Raw genomic sequence first — 25,052 nt, forward strand, 5'->3', positions numbered from 1 at the left:
GACCGCGATGAGCGGCGACGCGTTCATCCGTATCGACGAGGCGTTCGCCCGGCAGGCCGCGGCGCGTACGGACCAGGTCGCCGTCTGGGATCCGGCCGGGACGTACACGTACGGCGAACTGTGGGAGGCGTCCGGGCGGTTGGCGCACGCGCTGGCCGAGTGGGGCGTCCGCCGCGGCGACGCGGTCTGCCTGCACGGGGTGGGCGACCGCGACACGATCGCGGCGATGCTCGGCGTGCTGCGCGCCGGAGCCCACGTCGTGCCCGTGGACCCCGGCTATCCGGCCGAGCGCGTCGAGCACATGGCCGCTCTCGTCGGCGCCCGCCTGCTCCTCCTCACCGCCGACCACAAGGTGCCCTCGGGGCTGACGGTCGCGACCCGGCACGTACAGGACCTGACGGGGCCCGCCGGCGCGGAGGCCGCGGCTCCCCGGCCGGCCGGCAGCGCGCACGACCTCGCCTACATCATGTTCACCTCGGGGTCGACGGGGCAGCCGAAGCCGGTGGGCGTGCCGCACGGCGCCCTCAGCGCGCTCTGCCTGCGGGACAGCCCCGTCCGGCGGGCCCCCGGGGACGTGTTCCTCGTCCACACCATCCTCACCTTCGATCCGTCGATGCTGGAGATCTGGTCGGCTCTCCTCGCCGGAGCCGCGGTGCTGTGCGCGCCGCGTACGTCGCTCGCGGTGCACGAGACGGCCGCGTTCCTCGCCGACCCGCGGGTCACCACCGCGGTCCTCACCCCGGCGGTGTTCGCCCTGGTCGTCGAGCGCCACCCGGAAGCCCTGCGGTCGCTGCGGCACCTGATCGTCGGCGGCGACGTGCTGCCGTACGAGCACGCGGTCCGCGCCCGGCGGGATTGTCCCGACCTGGAGATCGTCAACTGCTACGGGCCGACCGAGAACACCATCGTGAGCACGGCGTTCAGCCTCTCGTCGTGGGACGGAGCGGGACCGTCCGTGCCCATCGGAAAGCCCGTCGCCGGCACCGTCTGCCTGCTGCTGGACGCTGACGGCGGTCCCGTACCGGACGGCGAGGTCGGCGACCTCTACGTGGGCGGGGACCGCCTCGCGGCCGGGTACGCCGGCGATCCGGAGTCGACCAACGAGCGCTTCCTCCCCGACCCCGCCGTGCCAGGCGGGCGGATCTACCGGACCGGCGACCGGGCCTCGCTCCTCCCGGGCGGCGACCTCGCCTTCCACGGCCGCGAGGACGACGAGTTCAAGGTCCGCGGCTTCCGCGTGAACCTGGCCGAGGCCGAGTCGGTCGTCGAGGCGGACGAGCAGGTGCGCGAGGCGGCGGCGGTCCAGGTCGGTGCCGGCTACAACAAGAAGTTCGTGGTGTTCGTCAGGACGACGGCGCCCGGCGCGGCCCCTCGGAACATCAGGGCGCGCACGGCCGGGCGGGCGCCGGGGCACCTGGTGCCGGACGAGGTGGTCGCGGTCGACGGGTTCCCGCTCACGGACGCGGGCAAGGTGGACCGCGCGGCGCTGGCCGCCCGGTACCGGGACCGGCGCGACGCGGCGCCCGCCGGGGAGCGGGACGGTGAACGGCCCGGGGACGACCGGGCCCTACTCGCGGCGATGTGGCAGGAGCGCACCGGCACGCCGGCGGAGGAGGGACACGACTTCTTCGGCGCCGGCGGCAACTCGCTGGACCTCATCCGGCTCATCGACGACATCGGGGACCGCTTCGGCGTACTCCTCGACTTCGTGGACGTATACGGGATCGGGTCCTTCGACGAGCTGGCCGACCTGGTGCGTACGGCCCGGGACGAGGCCGGCTGATGGCGCCGCAGGGCCCTCGCCCCGTCGTCCGGGTGCCGGTGCCGCGGCCGGCGGCCGGCCGCCGCCTGATCTGCTTCCCGCACGCCGGCGGGTCGGCGAACTTCTTCCGGGACTGGGCCGCCGGCCGGCCGGAGACCGAGGTGGCTGCCGTCCAGTACCCGGGCCGGGCGGACCGGCTCGACGAGCCGTGCCACGACGACCTCGGGCAGGCGGCGGACGAGGTCCTCGCCGCGGTGGGCCCCTTCCTCGACCGCCCGGTGACCTTCCTCGGGCACAGCCTGGGCGCGATCGTGGCGTACGAAGTGGCCCGGCGCCTGGAGCAGATCGGGCTCGGCGTCGAGCGGCTCGTCGTCTCGTCGGCGCGGGCGCCGCACGACCCCGACCACGTGGCCGCCCAGGACGTCGACTGGGACGACGACGCCGCGGCGCGGTCCCTGACCGCCCTGGGCCACACCGACGCCGAGGTGCTGGCGGACCCCGCTGCCCGGGGGCTCGTACTGCCGTATCTGCGCGCGGACTTCGAGATGCTCCGGCGCTACCGCCATGTGCCGGGGGACCGGCTGAGCTGCGACATCGTCGCCGTACACGGCTCCGAGGACGGGCACGTGAGCGCCCGGCAGGCCGAGCGGTGGGGCGATCTCACCACCGGTGTCTTCCACCACGCCACCAGGCCCGGCGGGCACTTCTACCTGGTGCCCGCGCCGCCGCTGGACCTCTTCCTCGACACGCCGGGCCGACGCCGGGTGGAGCCGCCCGTGAACCCCGGGAGGGGAGACACACATGCCCGATGAGCTACGCATCGAAGCCGACGCGGACCTCGTACGCACACTGCTGCGGGCGCAGGCGCCGCAGTGGGGTGAACTGCCGCTGGAGCGCGTCACGTCGGCCGGGGTGAACAACACCCTCTACCGGCTCGGCGACCGGCTGAGCGTACGGCTGCCGCAGACGGAGTGGGCCGCCGGCCACATCCGCAAGGAGCACCGGTGGCTGCCCCGGCACGCCCCGCGGCTGCCGCTGGACATCCCCACGGCCGTGTTCACCGGCGCCGCGGACGACGACTTCCCGTGGCCCTGGCTGGTCTGCCGGTGGCTGGACGGCGCGGACGCGGTGGAGTCCCCGGTGTCCGACGAGCGCGCCGCCGGTCGGGCGCTGGCCGGGTTCGTCGGTGCGCTGCAGCGCATCCCGACCGCCGACGGGCCGCGGGCCGGCCTGCACAGCGGCCTGCGCGGCACGCCGCTGCCGGTACGGGACGGGGTGGTCCGGAGGGCGCTCGGCCACCTCGAAGGCAAGTTCGACGTCGAGGCCGCCACTGCCCTGTGGGAGTCGGCGATCCGCGTGCCCGCGTGGCGGCGCGCGCCCGTGTGGGTGCACAGCGACATCCACCCGGGCAACGTACTCGTACGCGACGGGGTGCCGGGCGCGGTGATCGACTGGGAACTGCTCAGCGTCGGCGACCCGGCGCTCGACGTGATGGCCGCCTGGACGTTCCTGTCGTCCGCGGGGCGCGAGACCTTCCGGGAGGCGCTGCCGGTGGACGACCACACCTGGGCGCGGGCCCGCGGCTGGGCGCTGTGCGTCGGCGTGATCGCCGCGGACTACTACGAGGGCAGCAACCCGGTGCTGGCCGGGTTCAGCCAGCGGGCGGCAACGGAGGCCATCGCCGACTTCGAGCACGACCGGTGACGCCTGAACCCGGCGGGCCCCGCCCGCCGGCACGGCCGCGGGCGCGCTCAGTTCACGGCGCGGGCCATCCGGGCCACCGCCTCGCGGACGCGGTCGGCGGAGGTGGCGAGGTTGAAGCGTACGAACCCGCGGCCCGCCGACCCGTAGAGCGGGCCCGGGCTCAGCGCGACCCGGCCCCGCTCCAGGAACGCGGCGGCCGGGTCGTCGCCGAGGCCGAGCGCCCGGCAGTCCAGCCAGGCCAGGTACGTGGCGTCCGGCGGCCGGTACCCGATCCGCGGCAGCTCGCGGTTCAGCTCGTCGGCGAGCAGCTTGCGGTTCTCGTCCAGCCCCGCCAGCAGCTCGTCCAGCCACGGCTCGCCGTGGCTGAACGCCGCCACGCCGGCCATGACCCCGAAGATGCCCGCGGACACCCACAGTTCGGGCGGCAGCCGGTGCAGGTCGGCGGCCGCACCCGGCGCCGCGACCAGCAGCGCCGCCTTCAGCCCGGCGACGTTCCACGCCTTCGACGCGGACACCGCGACGAACGACCGGTCCGCGGCCTCTGAGTCGAGCATGGCGAACGGGACGTGCACGACGCCGGGGTACGTCAGCGGGCCGTGCACCTCGTCCACGACGACCCGGACGCCGTACCGGTGGGCCAGCTCCGCGATCGCGTACAGGGTCTCGGCGTCGGCGACGGTGCCGGTCGGGTTGTGCGGGTTGCACATGAGGTACGCCCTGGCCCCGGCCGCGAAGGCGCCCTCCAGCCCGGTCAGATGGATCCGGCCGTCCACCATCGGGTTCTCGACGACGCACCGGCCGAGCGCGTGGAGCTGGCTGAGGAACGCCGGGTACGCCGGGGTGTCCAGCACGACCCGGTCGCCGGGCTCGGTGACCAGCCGGATCGACTCGGTGATCGCCTGCGTCACGTCGGAGACCAGGGTGATGCGGGCGGGGTCGGGCCGCCACCCGTACCGGCGCGCGGCGAACTCGGCGAACGCGCCGGGCAGGTCCGCGTGGTACGCGTAGCCGGTGTCGCCGCGGTCGAGCGCGGCGGCCAGCGCGGCCCGGATCGGCGGCGCCAGCGGGGTGTCCGTTTCGGCGAGCCACATCGGCAGCACGTCCGGCGGGTATTCCCGCCACTTCAGGCTGCGCCGGGCGGCCAACTCGGCCGCGCTGTACGTCTGTAAGGGATTCGCCACGGCGTTACCCGATCACAAGGGAATTCATGCGCAAACCAACCTCGCTCTTCGGTGGTCTTTGCCGTGGCCGCCCTCCGCGGGCGGCACCCGGGCCGGTCCGGCGTTCCGCCCTCGGCGGCTCAGCGGCCCGGGAAGGCCATGCGGTGGGGCCCGACAGGAGGCGGCGCCTCATTCCCGGGTGGTGCCGACGCAAGTCCGCGCGAAGTCCCGGGTGATCGTCTCGACGAATTCGCGCGTGTACATACCCTCGGCGCAGCTCGCGTTGGCCACGGCCGGGCGGTCGCCGTAAAGGAAGAGCGCCAGTGCCAGACCGGGCTGGTGGAAATCCTTGCCGAACATGGGCAGGGATTCCCGCGTGAGCGGTACGCCGCCGAGGCGCGGCGCCGGGTCGTACACCGCGGTGTTGACATACCCGTATCCGGTCGGTTCCCGGTCGTACGCGTCGGGGTACCGGGCCCGGACGTACTCTTCGTGGCTGAACATGCTGTGCGAGATCGCGTCCAGGACTCCGGACCGGACCTTGGGCGCCAGCGACGGAACCGTGTCCTCCGCGGTCACCGGAATCCGCAGCATCATGCGGTTCGAGAAGTATCCGATGAGTTTCTCCGTGCCGGGCCAGATGCGCCGCGACGTGGCGAAGAGGAAACGCACGTCCCCGGAGTGCCCGTGGGCCCGCAGGGTCACCGCGGTTGCGGCGAAGGCGAGCATGGTGGTCGTCACGCGCAGCCGCCGCGCGTACTGCTTCAGCCGGGCCGTGTCGTCGGCGGACAGCTGGAGATCGTAGTTGATGATCTCGCCCCACGGCTCGCAAGGGCCTAGCTCAGGCAGGTCGAGGCCAGGATAGGCGCCGAGTCCCTTGTTGTGCTCGTCCCACCAGGCGAGCGACTCCGCGCCGTCGTCGCCGGCGAACCAGGCGCGCTCATCGAGCGCGAAACGGGTGGCGTCGGTGACCAGTTCGTCGAAGGCGGACGCGGGTCGGTCGGCAAGTCCGTCGTACACCTTGGTGATGTCGTCGAACAGGGCCATGGCGCCGGCGTGGTCGAGGATGCTCTGCTCGATGGAGACGCCGAGCATGTCGCTCTCCGGGCGGTGCAGGACGACCGCGCGGAGCAGCGGCCGTTCGAACGGCGCGAACATGTCCTGCAACCATGCGTACGCCTCGGCGTCCGCGGCGGCCGGATCGGCACCGGCGGTCATTTCACGCAGCGGCCAGGTCGCCTCACCGGGCGGAATGCACCCGACCGTGTCGATCGAATCCGGAAAGAAATACAGGCGCAGGCCACTGTGCCTTCTGGCAACGAGGCGCAGCGCCTGCTCCATTCGCGGTACGTCGAGGCGGCCGGGGTAGGAGTACGCCCATACGTACGGATTCTTCCACCAGCGGTCGGGGCCCTGTAACAGTGCGAGCCGCTTCGTCTGGGTGGTGGTCGCCGGATACAGCCGCCCGTCCGTTCCGGGTTCGGCTTCGGTGCTCTCCGGCTGTGATGCGGCGTGCATACTCGACTCCTCCGGCTGGGGCATCGGTAACGGGACGACTTCACTCCACTTATGGCCGTGGGACCGCGGCCTTCCGAACACGCAAGTCCGACTCCTCCGTAGCACGCCTTTGGCGGTGACCGACGAGGCAACCATACGAGCCCGCGGATATCTGCGGAACCCTCCGGCAAGCGGGTGATGAGCCGCCGAGGGATTTACCACCGGATCTCCACCCGGTGTTCGGACCGTTCCGTACGGCGCAGGCAACGCGGCACGGGGCTGCCGAATCCGCCCGGGTCCGAATCCCCGTCAGCCGTGGGCGGCGCGGGGTCGCCGTAGCGTACCTGCGTGGGATGACGACGCGCAGCGGCGCGTCGCCGTCCGGACCCGGATGCGGCTCGTTCAGGCGGCGCAGCAGCAGTTCGGCGGCCCGCCGGCCCAGCTCCCGCGGGTCGTACGCCACGATCAGCGGCACCCCGAGCACGTCGGCCAGTTCGAAAGTCGTCGAAGCCCGCCAGGCTGACGGTGCGGCCGAGGCGGCTGGTGGCGCGGAAGGCGCCGAGGGTGTTGCGGCTGTTGGCGCAGAAGAGCGCCGTCGGGGGCTGGGGGAGTGCGAGCAGCTCCCGGGCGGCGTCCTCGGCGGCGGGGACGGTGCGCTGCCGCAGCCACACGTACCGCTCGTCCAGCGCGACTCCCGCCTCCTCCAGCGCGACGCAGAAGCCGCGGAACCGCTCGGAACTGGTCCAGACGGACGGTGGCAGGCCGAGGAACCCGAGCCGGGTGTGGCCGGCTGCCAGGAGGCCGGCCGTCGCTTCGCGAGCGCCGCCGAAGTCGTCCACCAGCACGCAGTCCAGCGGCCCGCAACGCGGGCGTTGCCGGCCCGGTGTTCACCCTTGAGTCTCAGCCTGAGCAGGACCAAGGAGCGGCAGAAGCCGGTGGCCGCTCAGGGGCGGTCGATGTCACGCTGGACTATGCGGACTTCGCCGAGTCCTTCGGTGGCGCGTACGGCTCTCGCCTGACGCTCACGGAGCTGCCAGCCTGTGCCCTGACTCGCCCAGTCCGTCCGGAGTGCCGTACCGGCGAGCCGGTCAAGGCCACCAACGACACCGAGCAGCAAACCCTGAACGCCGCGGACGTCGTCGTAGGGGACAGCGCCCCCACGATCCTCGCTGCTGTGGCTGCGGAGGAGGGTGGCCAGGGCGACTTCAAGGCCACGCCGCTGACGCCTTCGGCCGCGTGGAACGTGGGACTGAACACAGGCGATTTCACATGGGGCTACGACTTTCAGATACCCCAGGTCCCAGGAGGCTTGCATCCGACCGTACAGATGTCGTACTCGTCCGGTTCGGTGGACGGCCGCACCGGTGGTACCAACAACCAGTCTTCCTGGGTCGGCGACGGCTTCGACCTCTGGCCCGGTTACATCGAGCGCCGCTACAAGTCCTGTTCGGACGACGGGGTGGAGAACCCCGACGGGAACAAGCCGGGCGACCAGTGTTGGGGCTACGACAACGCATTCCTTGCCATCAACGGCAAGGGCGGTGAGCTGGTCCCGGCCGGAAATGACGAGTGGAAGCTGAAGAAGGACGACGGCACGCTCATCAAGCGGCTGACATCCAGCGACCGGAACAACGGTGACAACAACGACGAGTACTGGCGCGTCACCGATCCCAACGGAGTTCGGTACTACTTCGGCTACCACCGGCTGCCAGGATGGGCTTCGGGCGACGAAACCACCGATTCCACCTGGAACGTTCCTGTATTCGGCGATGATGCCGATGAACCCTGCCATGACTCGGCAGGCTTCGGATCTTCATGGTGCCAGCAGGCCTGGCGATGGAACCTCGACTACGTCGTCGACCCGCACGGGAACGCCATCGCCTACTACTACAACAAGGAAGAAAACTCTTACGGCCGCAATCTGAAGGCGACCAACAACACCCGCTACGACCGCGGCGGCAACCTGGACCGCATCGAGTACGGCCTGAAGTCTTCGGCCGTCTACGGGACCAAACCGCTGGCGAAGGTCGACTTCACCAGCAGCGAGCGCTGCCTGCCAAATTCCCAGACCGACTGTGCAAGCATCTCCACAGACGCCTTCTACTGGTATGACACCCCCTGGGATCTCAACTGCAGCGCGGACGCCGACTGCGACAACGGCCGGCTTTCACCGACTTTCTGGACCCGCAAGCGCCTGACCGGCGTGAACACCGAGGTCCTGAAGAGCGACGGCAGCTACGCCACCGTGGACTCCTGGAAACTTGAGCACCGCTGGGGCCAGGCCGACATCGACTACCAACTGCTGCTGGACTCGATACAGCGCACCGGCCACACGGCCACCCCAACGGTCGCACTGCCGAAAACCACCTTCACCTACATCCAGAAGGAAAATAGGCTCGACAAGACGGGCGACGGCTACGCACCATTCATCAAAGCCCGCCTATCCGATGTCGACGACGAGTATGGTGGCCGAATATCCGTCAACTACTCCGGGGAAGCCTGCTCCTGGGACTCGTTGCCAACCCCGCAGAGCAACACCACTCGCTGCTTCCCCCAGTACATCGGAGGATCGTCCAGTGACGACCCGGAACGCCAGTGGTTCAACAAATACGTTGCGACGTTCCTTACGGAGACCGATCGGACGGGCGGCGCACCCGACAAACTCACCCGCTACGAGTACCTGGGCGGGGCAGCCTGGCATTACGACGATGACGACGGCCTGACAAAGGAAAAGTTCAAAACCTGGTCCCAGTGGCGCGGTTACGACCACGTTCGCGTCAAGACCGGCGGAGCCGGCGGCGAGTCCGCACTCAAGTCGCAGAAGGACAGCTACTTCCTGCGCGGCATGCACGGCGACCGTGAGAGCACCAGCGGCGGCACCAAGAACGTACAGATATCGCTGGGCGATGGAGAAGGCGATCCCATCACCGATCACGAGTCGGCGGCGGGGTTCGCATACAAGACCGTCGACTACTCAGCGCCCGACGGCAAGGTGCTCAGCAAGACCGTCAACCGCCCCTGGCATCACCAGACAGCCAAGAAAGAACGCAACTGGGGCACGGTGACCGCCAACTTCAGCGGCACCGCGCACACCAAGAACTGGGTCTCCCTTGACGACGGCGCGGGCAGCAAGTGGCGCGTCTCCTCGACGGCCAGCACCCATGAGACAGTCGCTGGCCGGATCACCAAGGTCGATGACTTCGGAGACAACTCGACTGCCGCCGACAACCGGTGCACCCGCACTACCTACGCCACCAACACCGAGACCAACATCCTCACCCTTCCAGCCCGGGTGGAGACGCTGGCGGCAAGTTGTGACGAAACGGTCGACCGCTCCAAGGACGTCGTCAACGACATCCGCACGGCATACGACTCCGGCTCCTACGGAGACGCACCTACCGCCGGGGACGCCACCGCGGTGGCGACCTTGAAATCCCACAACGGCACCACCGCCACCTACCTGGAGAGCGGCGCCACCTACGACAGCTACGGGCGCGAGCGCTCGGCCACCGACCTGACCGCCAACGTCACCGTCACAGGCACGGATCCGCCACAGCGCAACGCCCGCACCGACGGCCGCACCACCACCATCGCCTACACACCGACCAGCGGATTCCCGACCAAGGTCACGAAGACAACGCCCCCTGCACTCGAAGGGAACGCGAGCACGGCCCAGACCGAGGTCCGCGAACTGGAACCGCTGCGCGGCCAACCCTCGGCGATCCTCGACACCAACGACAAGCGCACCGCCTACACCTACGACGCTCTGGGCCGCACCACCAAGATCTGGCTGGCCGACAGGCTCACCGGCACGCTGCCGGACTACGAGTTCACCTACTTCGTCGAGGAGAACCAGCCGGTCGCCGTGGCAACCCGCACGCTGGGGCTCACAGTCACGAACCAGATTCCCTCGTACACCCTCTACGACGGCTTCCTCCGCGAGCGCCAGACCCAGACGGCCGGCCCCAACGGTGGTCGCCTCATCGCCGACAAATTCTACGACGAGCGCGGTCTGGTCGATCAGACCTTCGCCCCCTACCACGCCGACGGCGGCCAGAGCCGCGTCCTGTTCGCACCCAACGACGCCGAGGACGTGGAGACGCAAACCCGGCACGTGCACGACGGACTCGGCCGGGAGACCGAGAACCGTCTGATGTCCGGCAGTGGAGACGGGGGCGAAGTCCTAGCCACCACCAAGACGACCTACCACGGTGACCGGGTCACCATAGTCCCACCGGTTGGCGACACCACCACAACGACGCTGAGCGACGCCCGCGGACAGACCACCGAGGTCCGTCAGCACCACGAACGGTCCCCGTCATCGAGCTACGACACCATCTCCTACGACCACACTCCACGAGGCGAACTCGCGAAGGTCACGGACCCGGCCGGCAACGCCTGGACGTACACCTACGACCAACTCGGCCGACAGATAGAAGCGAACGACCCCGACAAGGGCAAGAGCACCTCCACGTATGACGACCGCGGTCAGCTCGTCTCGACTACAGACGCCCGCGACGTCAAACTCGTCAGCATCTACGACGGCCTCGGCCGCCAGACCGAACTGCGGGAAGGCACGCCGTCCGGAGAACTCCGGGCGAAGTGGACCTACGACACCCTGAGCGGCGCCCAAGGCCAGCTCGCCGAGTCCACCCGCTACGTGGAAGGCAGCGCCTACACCCACAAGGTCACCCAGTACGACGACTACTACCGCCCATCCAGACAGGCCACCGCCATCCCGCCCGCCGAAGGCTCCCTCGCCGGCACCTACCAGGAAGGCACCGCCTACACCGCGGGCGGGCTGGTCAAGTCCCGCACGTTCTCTACGGTCGGCAATATCGCTGCCAAGGGCTGGAACTACGAGTACGACCCGAACACCCAGTGGCCGCTTGCGGTCGTCTCCGACGGCGTTCGATCCGACACCACCTACACGCTCCTCGGCAAGCCCTATGTGCAACTCCTCGGCGCCACCGGCGACGCGGAGAGAACCAAAGTCACCAACACCTACGAGGGCGGCACCCAACGCCTCAAGACCTCGCGCGTCGACCGCCCCGGCCAGGCCGGCGTCGACCAGCACAACACCTACCAGTACGACCAGGCAGGCAACTTCCTCTCCATCTCGGACGTCTCCCGCACCGGGACCGACACGCAGTGCTTCACGTACGACCACCTGCGCCGCCTGACAGAAGCCTGGACCGAGGCCGACACAGCCTGCGAGACCGCACCGCCGGCAACGGGCATCGGCGGCCCGGCCCCGTACTGGCAGACCTTCACCTACGACAAGGTCGGCAACCGCCTCACCGAGGCGCAGCACGACATCGGCGGCGACACCAGCAAGGACGTCAACCGCACCTACACCTATCCGGCACCGGGCAGTGCCCAACCACACACACTCACCTCGGTCACCACAGAGGAATTAGCCGGCACCGCCACCGACAACTTCAGCTACGACCCCACCGGCAACACCACCACCCGCTCCCAGGACGGCGCATCCCAGCAACTCACCTGGGACGCCGAAGGCCAGCTGACGAAGGTCGACGGCGGAGCCGAGAAGGTCACCGACTACGTTTACGACGCAGACGGCAACCGACTCATCGCCCACACCCCCACAGGCGCCACCCTCTACTGGGGCGGCCACACCGAAGTCTTCCTCCCCAAGGGCAGCACCACCCGCAAGGCCACCCGCTACATCCCACTCGGCAACGGAAACCAGGCCGTACTCGACAACGACGGCTACTGGTCCCTCACCCTCGCCGACCACAACGGCACCGGCAACCTCGCCATCGACGCCGACACCCTCAACCTCACCCAACGCCGAATCCTGCCCTTCGGCTCCCCCCGCGGCACAGCCCACGGCCCCTGGCCCGGAACCCGCGGCTTCGTCGGCGGAACTGACGACACCACCAGCACCGGCCTGCAACACCTGGGCGCCCGCGAGTACGACCCACAGACCGGCCGCTTCCTCTCCGTCGACCCGATCATGGATCCCACTGATCCGGAATCACTGCACGGCTACTCCTACGCCGGCAGCAGCCCACTGACATTCAGCGACCCGGAGGGACTCAGCCGAGCCGACGCCTGCGGAGTCGGCTGCCCTGTCGGCGGCACCGGACCCGGCACCGGGCGCCCCATCCAAATCATCAGCAGCAGCCCCAGCAACTACAACCCAAGTCCCTGTCTGAACATGGACGGCTCGCCATGCGGCTCCAAAACCATCCCGATCTTCCCTGGGGTAGAAGTTCCACGGAAGTGGGATGACAAAGACGAGTTCATCGAGCGATTCAACAAGTACATCGATAATGAACGATCCTACAAAGATACACTCCCAGACTTCATTGAGAATCCGAGCCTGGAAAACCGGGCCACCGTTCAATTCGTAAAAGACAAGCTCTGGCGCATCTGCAACCTGATGGACAACTGCCCGAAGAGCCTCCAAGTCGCCTACTACCAGTTCGCCGGCAACCTCATGGAGATGACAGGGGGAGGATTCGGAGCCGGTGCTGGCGCACGCGGCATAGGCAAGAAGGCTGGAGGTACAGGAAATGCCGCCTGTCGAAGGAACAGCTTCACCGCCGACACGAAGGTGCTGTACGCGGACGGCACCACGAAACCGATCGAAGAGGTAAAGATCGGCGACAAGATCGTCGCTACAGATCCCGAGACCGGAGAAACCAGCGTCGAAACCGTCACCGGCACCATCGTCGGCAAATGCTCGAAGCACCTAGTCGAGATCACGATCGACATCGACGGCAAGCACGGCGACAAAGAAGCCAGCGTGACCGCCACCGACGGCCACCCCTTCTGGGTACCCGAACTGGACGAATGGATCGACGCCACCAACCTGACCAGCGGTCAGACGCTACAGACCAGCGCAGGCACCCGCATCCAGATCACAGCCATCAAACGCTGGACCACGCAGACCACCGTCTACAACCTAACCGTCAGCACCAAGCACACGTACTATGTGCAGGCCGGAAGCAGCCCAGTGCTTGTGCATAATTGCGGGAGTGGAGGGAAAGGAGGATTTTTCGGTAAGCTATTCGGTAAGCGGAAGGCTGGCATTCCGGATGCAAACGCGACTGTCGGGGATCTCCGCGGAATTGGACACGATAGTGTCGATGCGAATGGTAATTGGGACTACGATCCCCTGAAGCGAGGAATGCTTCAGGGGCAGGATGACGCTGATTTGCTGCGCTCCGTTTTCGACCCTGACGACGAAGCGCGTACGTTCATGACAATTGGAGGTGACGGCCAGATGATGGAAGGTAACCATCGGATGGCCGAACTCATCTCACGAGCCTCGGACCCGGACAGTGAAATCGGATGGGATACCCCGATTTACATTCGTGGTTGGGATTGAGCCAGGGTGCATCGAGTGAAGAGGGTGGCTGCGTGGCTGGGGAAGCGGAAGGTCAGGCGCCTGGCGAGCGGTGCGGCCATCAGTCTCATGGTGAGGGCAAAAAGAAGCGGCAGGTCGTACGCAGGGAATCTGGAATGGCTTCAGCAGCATGAAGATCGAATCGGTGACGGCTATTTGGTTCCCGTTCGTGATGTAGATCTGAGGTCTGCTGATGTGCGATGCATCTTTGCGTTTGTGTTGGACGGAAAGAGCTGGGTTTGGCTGACCGTCGACGTTAATCCATGGCGTGTGCTGCGAGTTCCCGGGGTTACCGGCGCAGAAACTGTTCATGTGATGGGAAGGCTCGTTGCCGGCTATCCGGTAGTCAAATGGGACGGCTCCACGTCTGGCATGGCTGGAACCTAAAACTGTACGCAAGGGCTACCGTGCGTCCGGTGGGGTGGTCTCCTCGGACGGCCCGCTCGTGGAGCTCGCCGCGGTGCTTCGGTGGTGCTGGCACTGAACCAAGGTGCTGCCCACCGTCAGCGAACGATCATGCAGCGCCCTGCGCTGAACGCCCCCGCGGCCGAGCGCAGGGGTGCGCGCGTGAAGCCTCGCGTGGCTCGTGGATCCAGCGAAAACGGGGGCCATGGACCGGCCGTTTCCGACGACTGGTTCCTGGCTGGTTCCGTCCCGGCCTTCCGGTGTTTCCGCAGGTCAAGACTGTGTACCCGGTGTTCCGCTTCAACGTGTGAATCTTTCGCACAGACCCTTCCGTCTTGCATACATGCAGGTCGGAGGGGTCTTCGTGTTCGGACGTGGTGGAATTCGACTGGAACGGCGAAGGGGCGATCCCCTCGCGTGGGGCTACCTGTTTGTGCAGGTCAGGTCGGGTGCGGTTGGATGGTTGAATCTGGTCGGGGGTTCCCGGCCGCTGGATTTTTGCTGGATCCAGAGGATACCCGCGGGGGTATGGCGGGTGATTCTTGGGCTCGCGAACCGGCCTCTGATAGGTCGTGGTCCAGGCGCCCTGGCTGAGGCGGCCCGGCTCTCGGCGTATCACAGTTTGCGGCTCTTTTCGCTTCGACAGCCCTGGCCCGCGGCGTTCCGATCCGCGAGGTGTCCCGCTGGCTCGGCCTTCATAATTCTGGCGGCTGCCCTCCCGAAACCCTGATTCATTACACCGATGAAGCGGGCATGAACGGGATCGTGGGGAGTAAGAAGTTGAATGCCTCTACCAAGGAGGCGAGTCCGAAGGATGCGCGCTATGGCGATGGGTAATATCTCTCCGACGTTGCTCCTGGCACCAAGACGTGTGCGCAGCTGTCGCGATGCTTCCTCGGGCACCCATTCTCTGGGCGACGATTCACTAATTACGTCGAGATTGACGTCAGAGGACTGAATGTCGTCAAGGGGAGAGATAATGTCTACGTGATCCCCGGTCAAGGGCCGTTGGATCTGAGCGGGCGAATAATTAGCCACGGAGCAAACTGAGCATGCGATACCTCAAGGTGTTCTGGCACCACGACCTGCCTGATGAGCCGGTTGAGCTGTACAGCGAGCTTGACGATGCAGGATATGAGATCCGCAAGGTGGAGATCTATCGGGACGGACATCGAGATTTCGCGGACGGTGAAACGTCCTCGGGGGCGACCATGCTCGGCGAAATCCCAATCCCGAGCTTGGAGGAGATCGCTGAGCAGGAAGAATTTTCTCCGGCGTTCATCGAATTCGCGGAGTTCGAAAACGTCTGGCGTCAATCCGTGAGCGGCTCCGGCAGTTCGTGATCATGCGTTAAAGGCAAGTGTGAAATAGTCCTCGTTTTCTCGAATCTTCAATCTTGCGGCTTCGATTATTTCGATTTCCTGCCGTAGGGTGTGCCCTTGAAGGCGTGCGACATTCTGGAAGCCCCACCGAAATATGTTTCCGGTGGGGCTTCCAGGGCGTTTGACGGCAACGGTGACGGCAACGTCAGCGGACGACGGCAGCGGCGGGTGGGTCGTCGGAGGCGTCGGTCGGGTTGAGGGCGTTGCCGAGGGTGTCGATGGCCCTCCGCTGGAGACGGAGTCGGACGTGGGCGTAGACGCCCGCAGTGACACCGATATGGGCGTGGCCGAGGAGTTCCTTGATGACGACCAGGTCGACGCCCTGTTCCAGGAGCAGGGTGGCCGTCGAGTGGCGGAGATCGTGGAAGCGGATCGTCCGGAGTCCGGCGCTGTGGAGGAGGTGACGGAAGCGGCGGTTGAGGTTGCCAGGATCGAGCGGACTGCCCTTCGGGTTGGTGAAGACGAGCCCGTTGTCAGTCCAGCCCGTTCCGGTTGCCCGACGCTCTTCCTCCTGCTGTTCCTGGTGGATCTTGATGGAGTTCATGCATTCGGTGGGGAGGGCGATGCGGCGTTCCGAGGCGAGGGTCTTGGTGTTCAGGACGGTCAGACCCTGGCTGCGGGTGCGCTGGAGGGAACGGTGGATGGTGGCGGTGCCGCTGTCCATGTTGAGGTCTTCCCAGTGGAGGCCGAGGAGTTCACCCTTGCGGAGTCCGGTGCGCAGGGCGAGTTCGTACAGAGCGTGAAGCCGGTCGGCGCCGGCCGACTGGAGGAACTCGCGGGCTTCGGCGGCGGTGAAGGGCTGGAAACGCCGGGGGCGTGGCGTGGTCGTCGTCTTGACGTTCCGGGCGACGTTGCGCGGCAGTTCGTCCTCGCGGACGGCGTGTTCCAGGGCGGACTTGAGGACCGCGTGGACGTACGTCACGGTCAGCGGTGACAGTCGCTTCTCGCAGCACTGGCCTATGGCGCAGCAGGCCCGTCGAGCAGCGTCCCGTTCCTGGGCGCAGCACTGGCAGGTGGTGCGGAGTCCGTCGAGGAAGGTGCGGACGTCGCGGGTGGTGAGCTGGGCAAGTTTCTTCGCGCCGAGCCCGGGGTTGAGGTGGAGGCGGATGGCGGCGGCGTAGCGGGTGTGGGTGTTCTCCCGCAGGTGGTGAACGGCGACGCCGTCCAGCCAGTACGTGAGGTAGGCGCTCACGGTGCTGTCGGCCGCTGCGACGGGGAGGCCGCGGTTGCTGGCCGCGATCTTCTCGGTGAGCTTGGTCATCGCGTCCCTGCGGGTGGTGCCGTAGACGCGGATGCGCTTGCGGGTGTTGCCGGGGGCCAGCACGTATCCGGCGGCTTCCCACCGTCCGTCCTTGCGCTGGTAGACGGTTCCGTCGCCGTTCGCACGGGTACGGGAGCGGCGGAACGAAGCGAGGCGAGGTCATCAGGCGGCTTCCTGTTCCATGCGGGTGCGGATGAAATCGGTGAGGGCGTGCGTGGGGATGCGGCGGGCGCGGCCGAGGGTGATCGAGGCGAATTGCCCGGTGCGGAGCAGGTCGTAGACGGCGGAGCGGCCGAGCTGGAGACGAGCCATCACCTGGGGCACCGTGAGTAGATCCAGCACCGGTGCCGCTTCCGCACGGTGGAGGGCCGTGAGCGGGGGCGAGGCCATCAGCAGCCGCCTTCGGCTGTGAACTGCCGTTCCACTGCCCTGCGGTGCCAGACGTGGGCGGCGAGGAGGGCTGCGCCGGGGCTGTAGCCCGAGCCGAGGTAGTCCCACGATGACACCGCCAGCACGGGCCTGCAACACCTGGGCGCCCGCGAGTACGACCCGAAACTGGGCCGCTTCATCAGCGTCGACCCGCTACTGGAACTCGACAAACCCCAAACCCTGAACGGCTACACCTACGCCGCCCAGAACCCCCTCACCTTCAAGGACCCCACCGGCCTGGGAATCGACTGCGGAAGGGGCTCACCGAGCGGCGTGAGCTGCGGCAGCGGACAGACCCGCGCGGACGGCAGCCGCGGCAACGGGATGAGCCAGACGGGCGGCGGGGTGATGGGCCGGCCCTCCGTGAGCCATCCCTGGTGCAGCAACTGCTCGTCGCAGAGCCCGGCCCAGACGATCGACGTCGAAGTGAAGGACAACGAGCTCTGGATCGAAGGTATCCGCCTGCCTGCCGCTCAAGAGTTGGAGTTCCGCTACGCGCAGTACGACACGGATGACGACAAGATGCGTGCCTGGGCGAACTCGACGTGCTCCGGAAGCGATACAGAGAGTAATGTCAAGGGCTTTTGCTCGGCGGCAGAGAAGCTTGGGCTCTGGGACACGAGCCCGCCGCCAGGCGCTGGCATCGTCCTCGCGATCGTGGCGCCCGACGTCGAGTCGTTGAAGAAGTGCGGCAAAGCCATGGGGTTGAGTCTCTCCTGTCTTTCCGCTGCCCTCGACGCGCCCTGGGCGAAACCTCTCAAGTCATTCAAGGCCCTCAAAGCGGCGAAGAAGTGCCACAGCTTCTTCGCCGCGGGTACCCGGGTGTTGCTGGCCGACGGCGGCTCCAAGCGCATCGAGGATCTGGAAATCGGTGACCGGATCGTCGTCATCGATCCGGAGACGGGCAAGACCAAGGTCCGCGAGATCGTGGCCACGATCACCACCGAGGACGACAAGGACTTCGTCGACCTCAAGATCAAGACAGACGGCCGCACCGCCACGCTGGCGTCCACCACCACGCACCCGTTCTGGGTGCAGGAGAAGAACGCCTGGGTGAACGCCGGTGACCTGACCCCCGGCTACACCCTCCGCACCCCGGACGGCACCACCGCAACCATCCACGACGTCCGCCACTACACCCAGCGCCAACGCACCCACGGCCTGACCGTAAACGGCACCCACACGTACCATGTGCTGGCAGGCGAGACCCCGGTCCTGGTTCACAACAGCAGTTGCAGCGTTGTGCCCTATGACGCGGACTTCGCGATGGGGCAACTCACGCGAAACGGCACTGCCAAGGCCTCGGAGTTGGAGGCGTTCGGAGCCGCGCAAGGATGGACGAGAACGCAGACGGCCTCTGGCCCCATTAAGTTCCGAGACGACAACGGCAAATATCGCCTGACCATCAAGCGAGGAAGCGGTAGGGCCCCAGGAAGTAGCGACCCGCATGTTGAGATGAGAAATGCAGACGGGGATCGGATCGACTCGTTCGGGAATGTTGTCACTCGGAAGAGTCCTGGTAATCACACGCCCATCGATTGGGATCTGGAATGAAAGACTATAGGGAATTCGGTCAGCTCTCTGTGTTTCATCTGGAAGAGAGCTACATACTTGACATCGTTGCTCGCCCTGGCTCTCTAGCATGCGATGTCGACCTCGCCTTGTTCCCTGAGCACCGCGAGTACACATCGCCCGCACCGGGAGAGAGGCACTGCTACAAGCGTGGGTGGATGCGATTCTCCTCGGTGTCGGAGTTGCATTGGGTTGACCAGGGGTGGCCGCCGGCCGTGGATGCCTCGGGTGAATCGGACTACGGAGCCATCGATTCGATGAAGATTGATGGTGATCGATACGTGATGGCTGGTGACTTTGGGGAGATCTGTGTCATCGCCCAAGCTGTAATGATTCAGTTGCGTGATTTGGGTGTCGCCGAACCCGTGGATTGAGCGTGAGCGGGGTCATGGACCCGCCGTTTCAGCGGCTGGATGCTGGCTGGATCCAGCTCCGCTCTCCAGCGTTTTCGCAGGCCACAATTCCGTACCCGGTGTTCCGCTTCAACGTGTGATTCATACGAACAAGGAGCCTCCGGCTCGTATTCGTGCAGGTCGGAGGCTCCTTGACGTTCGGATGTGGTGGAGTTCGGTTGGAACGTCGAAGGTGCGGCTCCACGGCGTCGGGCTGCCTGGTTGTGCAGGTCCGGGTGGCATCGTCGGGTGGTTGAATCCGGTCGGACTTTCCCCACGGCTGGATTCTGGCTGGATCTGGAAGATACCTATGGGGGTATCTTGTGGCTCTGGCATGGCCGTTCACATGGACGCGTTCGGGGGCCTCAAGTACGGGTGGTCGAGAGGGGCATGCTCCATGCCGGAGCTGCCGGGGCGGGGCGATTGCCCGTCCCGGCAGCGCGGCCGCGGTTGGTCAGCCCAGGGCTTGGTAGTTGGTGAATTGTTCGGAGGCCACGGTGATGGCTCCGGGTCCGTCTGTGGTGAAGTCGGCGAAGAATCGGAGTCTGCCGCTGTTCGGGGTGGTGGTCCAGAGGTCGAATGTGCCCTTGTTGTTGGCGTCGGGTGCGGCGGTGAGCATCGGGACTGTGTTCGGGTCGAAGTTGTTGGCGATGAGGATTCTGTGTGTGGCGTCGACCTGGCCCGGCCACGTGGAGGTGTCGGGGTTGATGGCGTCGTAGAGGAATAGTCCGCTTCTGTCATTGTCGAAGCGGACGGTGAGGTCGGGGTGTCCGTCGGTGTTGAAGTCGCCGGCGCGGCCATGGTGATGTCGTCGAGAGTGTTGCTGCCGGTGCTCATGCCGTCGCCGGCGGCGAGGAGGACGGGGTCGCGGAAGGCGTCGAGGTACGCGCTTCCTTCCGGGTCGCCGTAGTAGAGCCACAGGTGCTGGCCGTCATTGACGAGGAGGTCGGGTGGCCGGGCGTGTCGATCTGGCCGTCGTCGTCGGGGTCGAGTGGGCCGTCGACGGTGAGTCGGTGATAGCCATGCACGCGCACCGACAGGGCCTCACAGTCCAGATGCGGCATCGGCTCCCGGGTATCCGGTTCCGGACCACAATTCCGGTCACCTCGGCCCTCCACCGCCGTGACCATCAGCGGGCGCCGGACCTGAGAACACTGTGCTCGCCCGTGAGCTGAGACCTCCACGCGACGTCAATGAGTACCGCGACGCTCCGTCACTACCGAATGTGAGACAGATCCGTTCTATTTACAGTCCCCCTACGCGAGTTACAGTCCCCCTACGCGAGGTTGGAAAAGGCTCAGTCCCGACGTGTGTCACGATGTCGTCGCTGTGTTTGCTATACGTGAGCCCGGGCGCACTTTGTCTTGAGCCATATGTCACGGATGGATGGTGCCTGGAGCGAGCCAGTCGCGAAGTGTGAATTCTGCCCCTTCCGGGAGATCATTGATGAACACCACGGCTAGGCCGCGCTGGGCTCGCGAGCAGCAGACGTAGAACAGGTTGCGTGACCGTCTGGCGCGGTCAGGTTTGTCGGTGCCGGCGAGCATCTTGCCGATGCTGTACCTGCTCCAGGCGCTGCCGTCGACCACCACGAGGACGTTCTCGAATTCGTCGCCCTTGACACCGTGCTGGGTGGAGAACGGGTGAGTTCGTCAATGAAGTGGGTGACGCTGATGACTTCCCGGTAGGGCACGGGGGCGGGTGCCGAGTAGTGCGGCCAGTTCGTTCAGCAGCCGGCGCTCGGTGTTGAGGTGGCGCAGGGCCCCGTGCCCGGTGAGGGCCTCGACACGGCGGAGGTTGGAGCCGATCGAGGATTCGGACAACAGGCGGAAGGTGCCGACCTGGGAACCGTGGGCGACATGCGTGCCGCCGCACAGTTCGCGGGAGAAGTCGCCGATGTCGACGATGCGGACGGTGTCGCCGTACTTCTCGCCGAACAAGGCGATTGCCCCGGCGGCCTCGGCCTCCGCCCGGTCGGCGTACCAGGCCCGTACGTCGGGGTCGTCGAGGATGTGGTCGTTTTCAGCAGCCTCGATGGCGCCGAGCTGGTCGGGGGTGAGAGCAGCGAAGTGAGTGAGGTCGAAGCGCAGCCGGTCGGGTTCGACCAGGGAGCCCTGTTGGCGGGCGCGTGAGCCTGTCGATGACCGTGGTGCTGCGGCAGCCGAGGTGCCGGATGCAACGCTTGACCGCACACCTGTCCCCCTGTAGGAACATCCCATGTCCTACCTCTGGAAGTTAGTGCTAACAGCGGGCGTGGCGCTGGCGCTGGGTGTGCCGGCCGTGACGAGTCCTGCTGCTGCGGAGAGACCCGAGACACCCGAGATATCCGGTGACTGGGTCGGCACCTGGGCGGCGTCCGCGTCCGGCACGGTGCCGGGCGTCGCCACCGGGTACGCGGACCGGACTATCCGGAACGTCGTGCACACAAGCGCGGGCGGGTCGCGGGTAAGGATCAAGCTGACGAACGTGCTGGGCACCGCGCCGGTGCGCATGGGTGACGTGACCGTCGCGGTGGCGGCACGGCCCGACGCACCGGACGCGGTCGCGGGCACGATGCGGTCGCTGACGTTCAGCGGTGCGTCGTCAGTCGTCATCCCGCCGGGTGGCGAGGTGCAGAGCGACCCGGTCTCTCTTGCCGTGCCGGAGGACGGCGACTTGTTGGTGAGTGTGTACACGCCGGAGCCGTCCGGCCCTGTGACTTACCACCAAGTGGCCAACCAGACCTCCTACCTCAGCGGCAGCGGTGACCATGCGGCCGCGGAAGCGGGCGATGCGTTCGCCGAGGAGGTTTCCTTCTGGCCGTATGTCAGCGGCGTCGACGTGGAGGGCAGCGCGACCGGCGCCGTGGTCACGTTCGGCGACTCGATCACCGACGGCAACAACTCGACCCGGAACGCCAACCACCGGTGGCCCGACTACCTCGCGGACCGGCTGATCGCGCGTCCGGGACCGACGGAGCTCGCGGTGCTGAACGCGGGCGTCAGCTCGAACCGGTTGCTGAACAACACCTGGAATCCCAACGCACTGGCCAGGCTGGACAGAGACCTGCTGACCGCGCAGGGCGCGCAGTCGGCGATCGTGCAGCTGGGCATCAACGACATCGGCGGACAGCCGCAGCACAAGGAGCCGTCGGAGATCGTGGCCGCGCTGCGGCAGGTGGCGACGCAGGCGCAGACACGCGGGCTGCGGGTCGTCGGCGGCACGCTCACGCCTTTCGAGGGCTCCAGCAACTACACCGATGAGCTGGAAGGCGTACGAGAGGCGGTCAACGACTTCATCCGCACCGGCGGCGTGTTCGACACAGTGGTCGACTTCGACGCCGCACTCCACGACCCGGCGAACCCGCATCGGCTCCGGCAGGACTTCGACTCGGGTGACCACCTGCACCCCAATGACGCCGGATACCAGGCCATGGCGGCGGCCGTGCCACTGGACCGCCTCGGTGCCAGGGGTCCCGACGGCTGGGTGGGCACGTGGGGGACGGCCATGGCCCGGCCCACCCCCGGCACCGAGCAAGGGCTCGCGAACACCTCGTTCCGCAACGTGGTCCACACCAGCGTGGGCGGCGACCGGGCGCGGGTCCGGCTGTCCAATGTGTACGGAACGGCGCCGGTGCGGATGAGTAGGGTGACGCTGGCGGTGGCGGCCCGTCCGGACGCGCCGGACGCGGTCGGCGGCACCATGCGGACGGCAACGTTCGGCGGTCAGGAGTCGATCACGATCCCGGCCGGTGCGGAGGTGGTCAGCGACCCGGTCTCTCTTGCGGTGCCGGAGGACGGCAACGTGCTCGCGACGGTGTACACGCCCGAGCCGTCCGGGCCGGTGACCGAACATCCCAGGGCGTACCAGACGTCGTTCCTGACCGTCGGCGACCATGCTGCGGACGAGGCGGGCACGGCGTTCACCCAGCAGACCGGCGCGTGGTCGTACGTGACGGGGCTGGAGGTGCAAGCCCGGGAGGTCCGCGGCGCAGTGGTCACCTTCGGCGACTCCATCACCGACGGGGACCGTTCGACGGTCAACGGCGATGTGCGTTGGCCGGATGTGCTGGCGGACCGGCTCGCGGCGGCGCCGGGGTCCACCCGCCTGAGCGTGCTCAACAGCGGGATCAGCGGCAACAGGATTCTCGACAGCGCGGCGGCCGGGGGGATCGGCGGTGAGAACGTGTCCGCCCGGCTGACACGGGACATGCTGACGCCGACGGGTACCCGTACGGCGATCTTCTTCGAGGGCATCAACGACATCGGCAACCTGGCCCACCCGGACCCGGAAGCGTTGATCGACGCGATGCGGCAGAACGTGGCGCGCGCCCACGCGCAGGGGATCCGCGTCGTCGGCGCGACGATCACCCCGTTCCGGGGCTGGCGGTCCTACAACGACGAACGGGAGTCCGTCCGCCAAGCCGTGAACGACGCGATCCGCACCGGCGGCATCTTCGACGCGGTCATCGATTTCGACGCGGCCGTCCGCGACCCGGCCGATCCCCGGCAACTGAACCCGGCCTACGACTCCGGTGACCATCTCCACCCGTCGGACGCCGGCTACCGCGCCATGGGCAACGCCGTCGACCTGCGCCTGCTCCAGCCGTTGCCGTGAAGAAGCTCCTGGTGGACGGGTGCAGGCGCACCTGCCCACCAGGAGCCCGGCGCGGCTGCGCGGTCATGGCCGGATCCAGCGGACGCCGACGCCTGCGGCCGCCTCGTCCCCGAAGCCTGGACAGCTGCTGCCATGCCCTCCCCAAAACCAGGGCTTGATCAAGTTTCGGAGTCGTGTGGCTGGTCCGGACATGACCGGTCGGGGTGCATAGCAAAGCAGGCACGGGCCTCGTGATCATTGGGGTGTCGAAGCTCAACGATCATGAGGTGGCCCGTGCCTGCCGCTGTATCCTCCCCCCATCCCCGCAGTGCTGGTGAAGCTGGGGCCGCTCGATCCAGACCGGGTCGCCGACCTGCGGCCTTACCTGGATCTGGTACCTGATCCGCGTGGGCGGCGGGGCCGCTGGTACTCGCTGACCGCCGTCCTGGTCGTCTGTGCCTGCGCCGCTGTTTCGGGAGCCAGGAGTCTCGACGAACTCGCCGAATGGGCGGCACGTGCTCCGGACACACTCCTGGCGGCCGTCGGCATCCGTCGTCACCCACTTCGTTGGCGGCGTACTCCCTCGCGGACCACGATCGGGCGGGTTCTGGGGGCCGTTGACGGTGACGCCCTGGACCGGGCGGTGGGCGCCTACCTCGCCGGTCTTCATGACGCTCCCCGCGAGCCGCGTCCGGACAGCGGCGCGTGATCGCCGTCGACGGCAAGGCGCTCAAGGGCTCCGCCCGTCTCACCGCCGCCCGCCGGCACCTGCTCTGTGCAGTCACCCACCACCGGGCCGTGACCCTCGCCCAGGCGGAGGTCGGCGCGAAGACGAACGAGACCGCACACTTCCAGCCCCTGCTGGAATCACTGGACCTGGACGGAACCCTCGTCACCTTCGACGCGCTGCACTCGGTCCAGGCGAACGTCACCTGGCTTGTCGAGGTCAAGAAGGCCCACCACATCTCGGTGATCAAGGCCAATCAGCCGACCGCACACCGGCAACTCGCCTCCCTCCCCTGGCGGGACATCACCGTCCAGCACGCCACGACCTCCACCGGCCACGGCCGCCGCGAGTCCCGCTCGATCAAGACCTGCGGCATCGCGGACGAACTCGGCGGGATCGCCTTCCCCCATGCCTGCCTGGCCATCCGTGTCCACCGTCGCCGCAGGCAGACAGGACGACGCGAGAGCCGTGAGACCGTCTACGCCGTCACCAGGCTCGACGCTCACCAGACCACCCCCGCCGACCTGGCCACCGCGATCCGCGGCCACTGGACGGTGGAGAATCTGCACCATGTGAGAGACGTGACCTTCGCCGAGGACGCATCCACCGTCCACACCGGGACCGCACCCCGCGCGAGGGCGACCCTCCGCAACCTCGCCATCGGCCTGCTGAAAACCCTCGGAGCCGACAACATCGCCAAAACCACCCGGGCGATCCGCGACCAACCCCAACGAGCACTCCCGCTCCTGGGCATCACCAACAACCCCGACACCTACGGAACTTGATCAAGCCCTGCCTTACAGGTCGG

Annotated in this window: 18 protein-coding genes and 2 pseudogenes; 11 read left to right on the forward strand and 9 right to left on the reverse strand. The window is 67.3% G+C overall.

Going from position 1 to position 25,052, the window contains the following annotated elements; all coding sequences use genetic code 11:
* Positions 1 to 7: 7 nt before the first annotated feature.
* The 3 genes from ABGA99_RS06265 to ABGA99_RS06275 are packed head-to-tail and all read left to right on the forward strand — an operon-like array spanning position 8 to position 3,466.
* On the forward strand, positions 8 to 1,783 hold the full coding sequence (locus ABGA99_RS06265) for a non-ribosomal peptide synthetase (RefSeq protein WP_347576344.1): 1,776 nt from the start codon (positions 8 to 10) through the stop codon (positions 1,781 to 1,783).
* Positions 1,783 to 2,574: an alpha/beta fold hydrolase gene (locus ABGA99_RS06270; protein WP_347576343.1), complete on the forward strand. Its 792-nt coding sequence runs from the start codon at positions 1,783 to 1,785 to the stop codon at positions 2,572 to 2,574. Before ABGA99_RS06265 ends, ABGA99_RS06270 begins: the two co-directional genes overlap by 1 nt.
* Positions 2,564 to 3,466, forward strand: coding sequence for an aminoglycoside phosphotransferase family protein (locus tag ABGA99_RS06275; protein WP_347576342.1), 903 nt, complete (start codon positions 2,564 to 2,566; stop codon positions 3,464 to 3,466). The genes ABGA99_RS06270 and ABGA99_RS06275 overlap by 11 nt, the downstream gene beginning before the upstream one ends.
* Before the next feature lie 47 nt (positions 3,467 to 3,513).
* On the opposite strand, the gene ABGA99_RS06280 is transcribed toward ABGA99_RS06275, so the two are convergent.
* From ABGA99_RS06280 to ABGA99_RS06290, 3 genes and pseudogenes are all read right to left on the reverse strand, one after another.
* Positions 3,514 to 4,611 (reverse strand): aminotransferase class I/II-fold pyridoxal phosphate-dependent enzyme, encoded by a 1,098-nt coding sequence (locus ABGA99_RS06280; RefSeq protein ID WP_347576475.1) that lies wholly within the window; start codon positions 4,609 to 4,611, stop codon positions 3,514 to 3,516.
* Between the two features lie 204 nt (positions 4,612 to 4,815).
* Complete coding sequence (locus ABGA99_RS06285; protein WP_347582342.1) at positions 4,816 to 6,168, reverse strand: condensation domain-containing protein; 1,353 nt, start codon at positions 6,166 to 6,168, stop codon at positions 4,816 to 4,818.
* 281 nt (positions 6,169 to 6,449) lie between these two features.
* Positions 6,450 to 6,980, reverse strand: a pseudogene (locus tag ABGA99_RS06290) (substrate-binding domain-containing protein); the annotation flags it as partial.
* A gap of 26 nt (positions 6,981 to 7,006) precedes the next feature.
* On the opposite strand from ABGA99_RS06290, the gene ABGA99_RS06295 reads away from it, so the two are divergent.
* The 3 genes and pseudogenes from ABGA99_RS06295 (at position 7,007) to ABGA99_RS06305 (ending at position 15,249) form a co-directional block, all read left to right on the forward strand.
* A complete protein-coding gene (locus tag ABGA99_RS06295) occupies positions 7,007 to 13,483 on the forward strand; it encodes a polymorphic toxin-type HINT domain-containing protein (protein WP_347576341.1) in 6,477 nt (2,158 codons plus the stop codon).
* A gap of 1,098 nt (positions 13,484 to 14,581) precedes the next feature.
* Positions 14,582 to 14,956 (forward strand): annotated as a pseudogene (locus ABGA99_RS06300) (HYD1 signature containing ADP-ribosyltransferase family protein).
* A 2-nt stretch (positions 14,957 to 14,958) separates the two neighbouring features.
* Positions 14,959 to 15,249: a hypothetical protein gene (locus ABGA99_RS06305; RefSeq protein ID WP_347576340.1), complete on the forward strand. Its 291-nt coding sequence runs from the start codon at positions 14,959 to 14,961 to the stop codon at positions 15,247 to 15,249.
* A 184-nt stretch (positions 15,250 to 15,433) separates the two neighbouring features.
* Here the strand turns inward: ABGA99_RS06305 and ABGA99_RS06310 are convergent, their stop codons facing one another.
* The 3 genes from ABGA99_RS06310 to ABGA99_RS06320 all read right to left on the reverse strand — a co-directional run bounded on the left by ABGA99_RS06310 (position 15,434) and on the right by ABGA99_RS06320 (position 17,064).
* Positions 15,434 to 16,612 (reverse strand): site-specific integrase, encoded by a 1,179-nt coding sequence (locus tag ABGA99_RS06310; RefSeq protein WP_347576339.1) that lies wholly within the window; start codon positions 16,610 to 16,612, stop codon positions 15,434 to 15,436.
* Between the two features lie 99 nt (positions 16,613 to 16,711).
* Positions 16,712 to 16,939: a helix-turn-helix domain-containing protein gene (locus ABGA99_RS06315; RefSeq protein ID WP_347576338.1), complete on the reverse strand. Its 228-nt coding sequence runs from the start codon at positions 16,937 to 16,939 to the stop codon at positions 16,712 to 16,714.
* Positions 16,939 to 17,064 (reverse strand): hypothetical protein, encoded by a 126-nt coding sequence (locus ABGA99_RS06320; RefSeq protein ID WP_347576337.1) that lies wholly within the window; start codon positions 17,062 to 17,064, stop codon positions 16,939 to 16,941. The genes ABGA99_RS06315 and ABGA99_RS06320 overlap by 1 nt, the downstream gene beginning before the upstream one ends.
* Positions 17,065 to 17,251: 187 nt before the next feature.
* Between ABGA99_RS06320 and ABGA99_RS06325 the strand changes: the two genes are divergently transcribed.
* Both ABGA99_RS06325 and ABGA99_RS06330 read left to right on the forward strand, forming a co-directional pair.
* Positions 17,252 to 18,532 (forward strand): Hint domain-containing protein, encoded by a 1,281-nt coding sequence (locus ABGA99_RS06325; RefSeq protein ID WP_347582280.1) that lies wholly within the window; start codon positions 17,252 to 17,254, stop codon positions 18,530 to 18,532.
* Positions 18,533 to 18,708: 176 nt separating this feature from the next.
* On the forward strand, positions 18,709 to 18,924 hold the full coding sequence (locus ABGA99_RS06330) for a hypothetical protein (RefSeq protein ID WP_347576335.1): 216 nt from the start codon (positions 18,709 to 18,711) through the stop codon (positions 18,922 to 18,924).
* A 472-nt stretch (positions 18,925 to 19,396) separates the two neighbouring features.
* Here ABGA99_RS06330 and ABGA99_RS06335 read toward each other — a convergent pair whose 3' ends face one another.
* From ABGA99_RS06335 to ABGA99_RS06345, 3 genes are all read right to left on the reverse strand, one after another.
* The gene (locus ABGA99_RS06335) at positions 19,397 to 19,561 is read right to left on the reverse strand and encodes a hypothetical protein (protein ID WP_347576334.1); all 165 of its coding nucleotides are present in this window, start codon (positions 19,559 to 19,561) and stop codon (positions 19,397 to 19,399) included.
* Between the two features lie 757 nt (positions 19,562 to 20,318).
* Positions 20,319 to 20,534: a hypothetical protein gene (locus ABGA99_RS06340; RefSeq protein WP_347576333.1), complete on the reverse strand. Its 216-nt coding sequence runs from the start codon at positions 20,532 to 20,534 to the stop codon at positions 20,319 to 20,321.
* 60 nt (positions 20,535 to 20,594) lie between these two features.
* The gene (locus tag ABGA99_RS06345) at positions 20,595 to 21,134 is read right to left on the reverse strand and encodes a hypothetical protein (protein WP_347576332.1); all 540 of its coding nucleotides are present in this window, start codon (positions 21,132 to 21,134) and stop codon (positions 20,595 to 20,597) included.
* A gap of 25 nt (positions 21,135 to 21,159) precedes the next feature.
* Between ABGA99_RS06345 and ABGA99_RS06350 the strand changes: the two genes are divergently transcribed.
* The 3 genes from ABGA99_RS06350 (at position 21,160) to ABGA99_RS06360 (ending at position 25,029) form a co-directional block, all read left to right on the forward strand.
* Positions 21,160 to 23,538, forward strand: coding sequence for an SGNH/GDSL hydrolase family protein (locus tag ABGA99_RS06350; RefSeq protein ID WP_347576331.1), 2,379 nt, complete (start codon positions 21,160 to 21,162; stop codon positions 23,536 to 23,538).
* Positions 23,539 to 23,851: 313 nt separating this feature from the next.
* Positions 23,852 to 24,226 (forward strand): transposase family protein, encoded by a 375-nt coding sequence (locus tag ABGA99_RS06355; protein ID WP_347582343.1) that lies wholly within the window; start codon positions 23,852 to 23,854, stop codon positions 24,224 to 24,226.
* Positions 24,223 to 25,029, forward strand: coding sequence for an ISAs1 family transposase (locus ABGA99_RS06360; RefSeq protein ID WP_347576329.1), 807 nt, complete (start codon positions 24,223 to 24,225; stop codon positions 25,027 to 25,029). The genes ABGA99_RS06355 and ABGA99_RS06360 overlap by 4 nt, the downstream gene beginning before the upstream one ends.
* Positions 25,030 to 25,052 lie beyond the last annotated feature (23 nt).

Origin of the sequence: Streptomyces sp. B5E4, assembly GCF_039871555.1 — a bacterium.
In the GTDB taxonomy this organism is placed as follows: Bacteria; Actinomycetota; Actinomycetes; order Streptomycetales; family Streptomycetaceae; genus Streptomyces.

Bases quoted from the DNA above. Each gene is read 5' to 3' on its own strand.
- ABGA99_RS06330 (WP_347576335.1), top strand. From the start codon at position 18,709: ATGCGATTCTCCTCGGTGTCGGAGTTGCATTGGGTTGACCAGGGGTGG.
- ABGA99_RS06285 (WP_347582342.1), bottom strand. From the start codon at position 6,168: ATGCCCCAGCCGGAGGAGTCGAGTATGCACGCCGCATCACAGCCGGAG.
- ABGA99_RS06275 (WP_347576342.1), top strand. From the start codon at position 2,564: ATGCCCGATGAGCTACGCATCGAAGCCGACGCGGACCTCGTACGCACA.
- ABGA99_RS06270 (WP_347576343.1), top strand. From the start codon at position 1,783: ATGGCGCCGCAGGGCCCTCGCCCCGTCGTCCGGGTGCCGGTGCCGCGG.
- ABGA99_RS06315 (WP_347576338.1), bottom strand. From the start codon at position 16,939: ATGGCCTCGCCCCCGCTCACGGCCCTCCACCGTGCGGAAGCGGCACCG.
- ABGA99_RS06265 (WP_347576344.1), top strand. From the start codon at position 8: ATGAGCGGCGACGCGTTCATCCGTATCGACGAGGCGTTCGCCCGGCAG.
- ABGA99_RS06335 (WP_347576334.1), bottom strand. From the start codon at position 19,561: ATGCTCACCGCCGCACCCGACGCCAACAACAAGGGCACATTCGACCTC.
- ABGA99_RS06305 (WP_347576340.1), top strand. From the start codon at position 14,959: ATGCGATACCTCAAGGTGTTCTGGCACCACGACCTGCCTGATGAGCCG.
- ABGA99_RS06350 (WP_347576331.1), top strand. From the start codon at position 21,160: ATGTCCTACCTCTGGAAGTTAGTGCTAACAGCGGGCGTGGCGCTGGCG.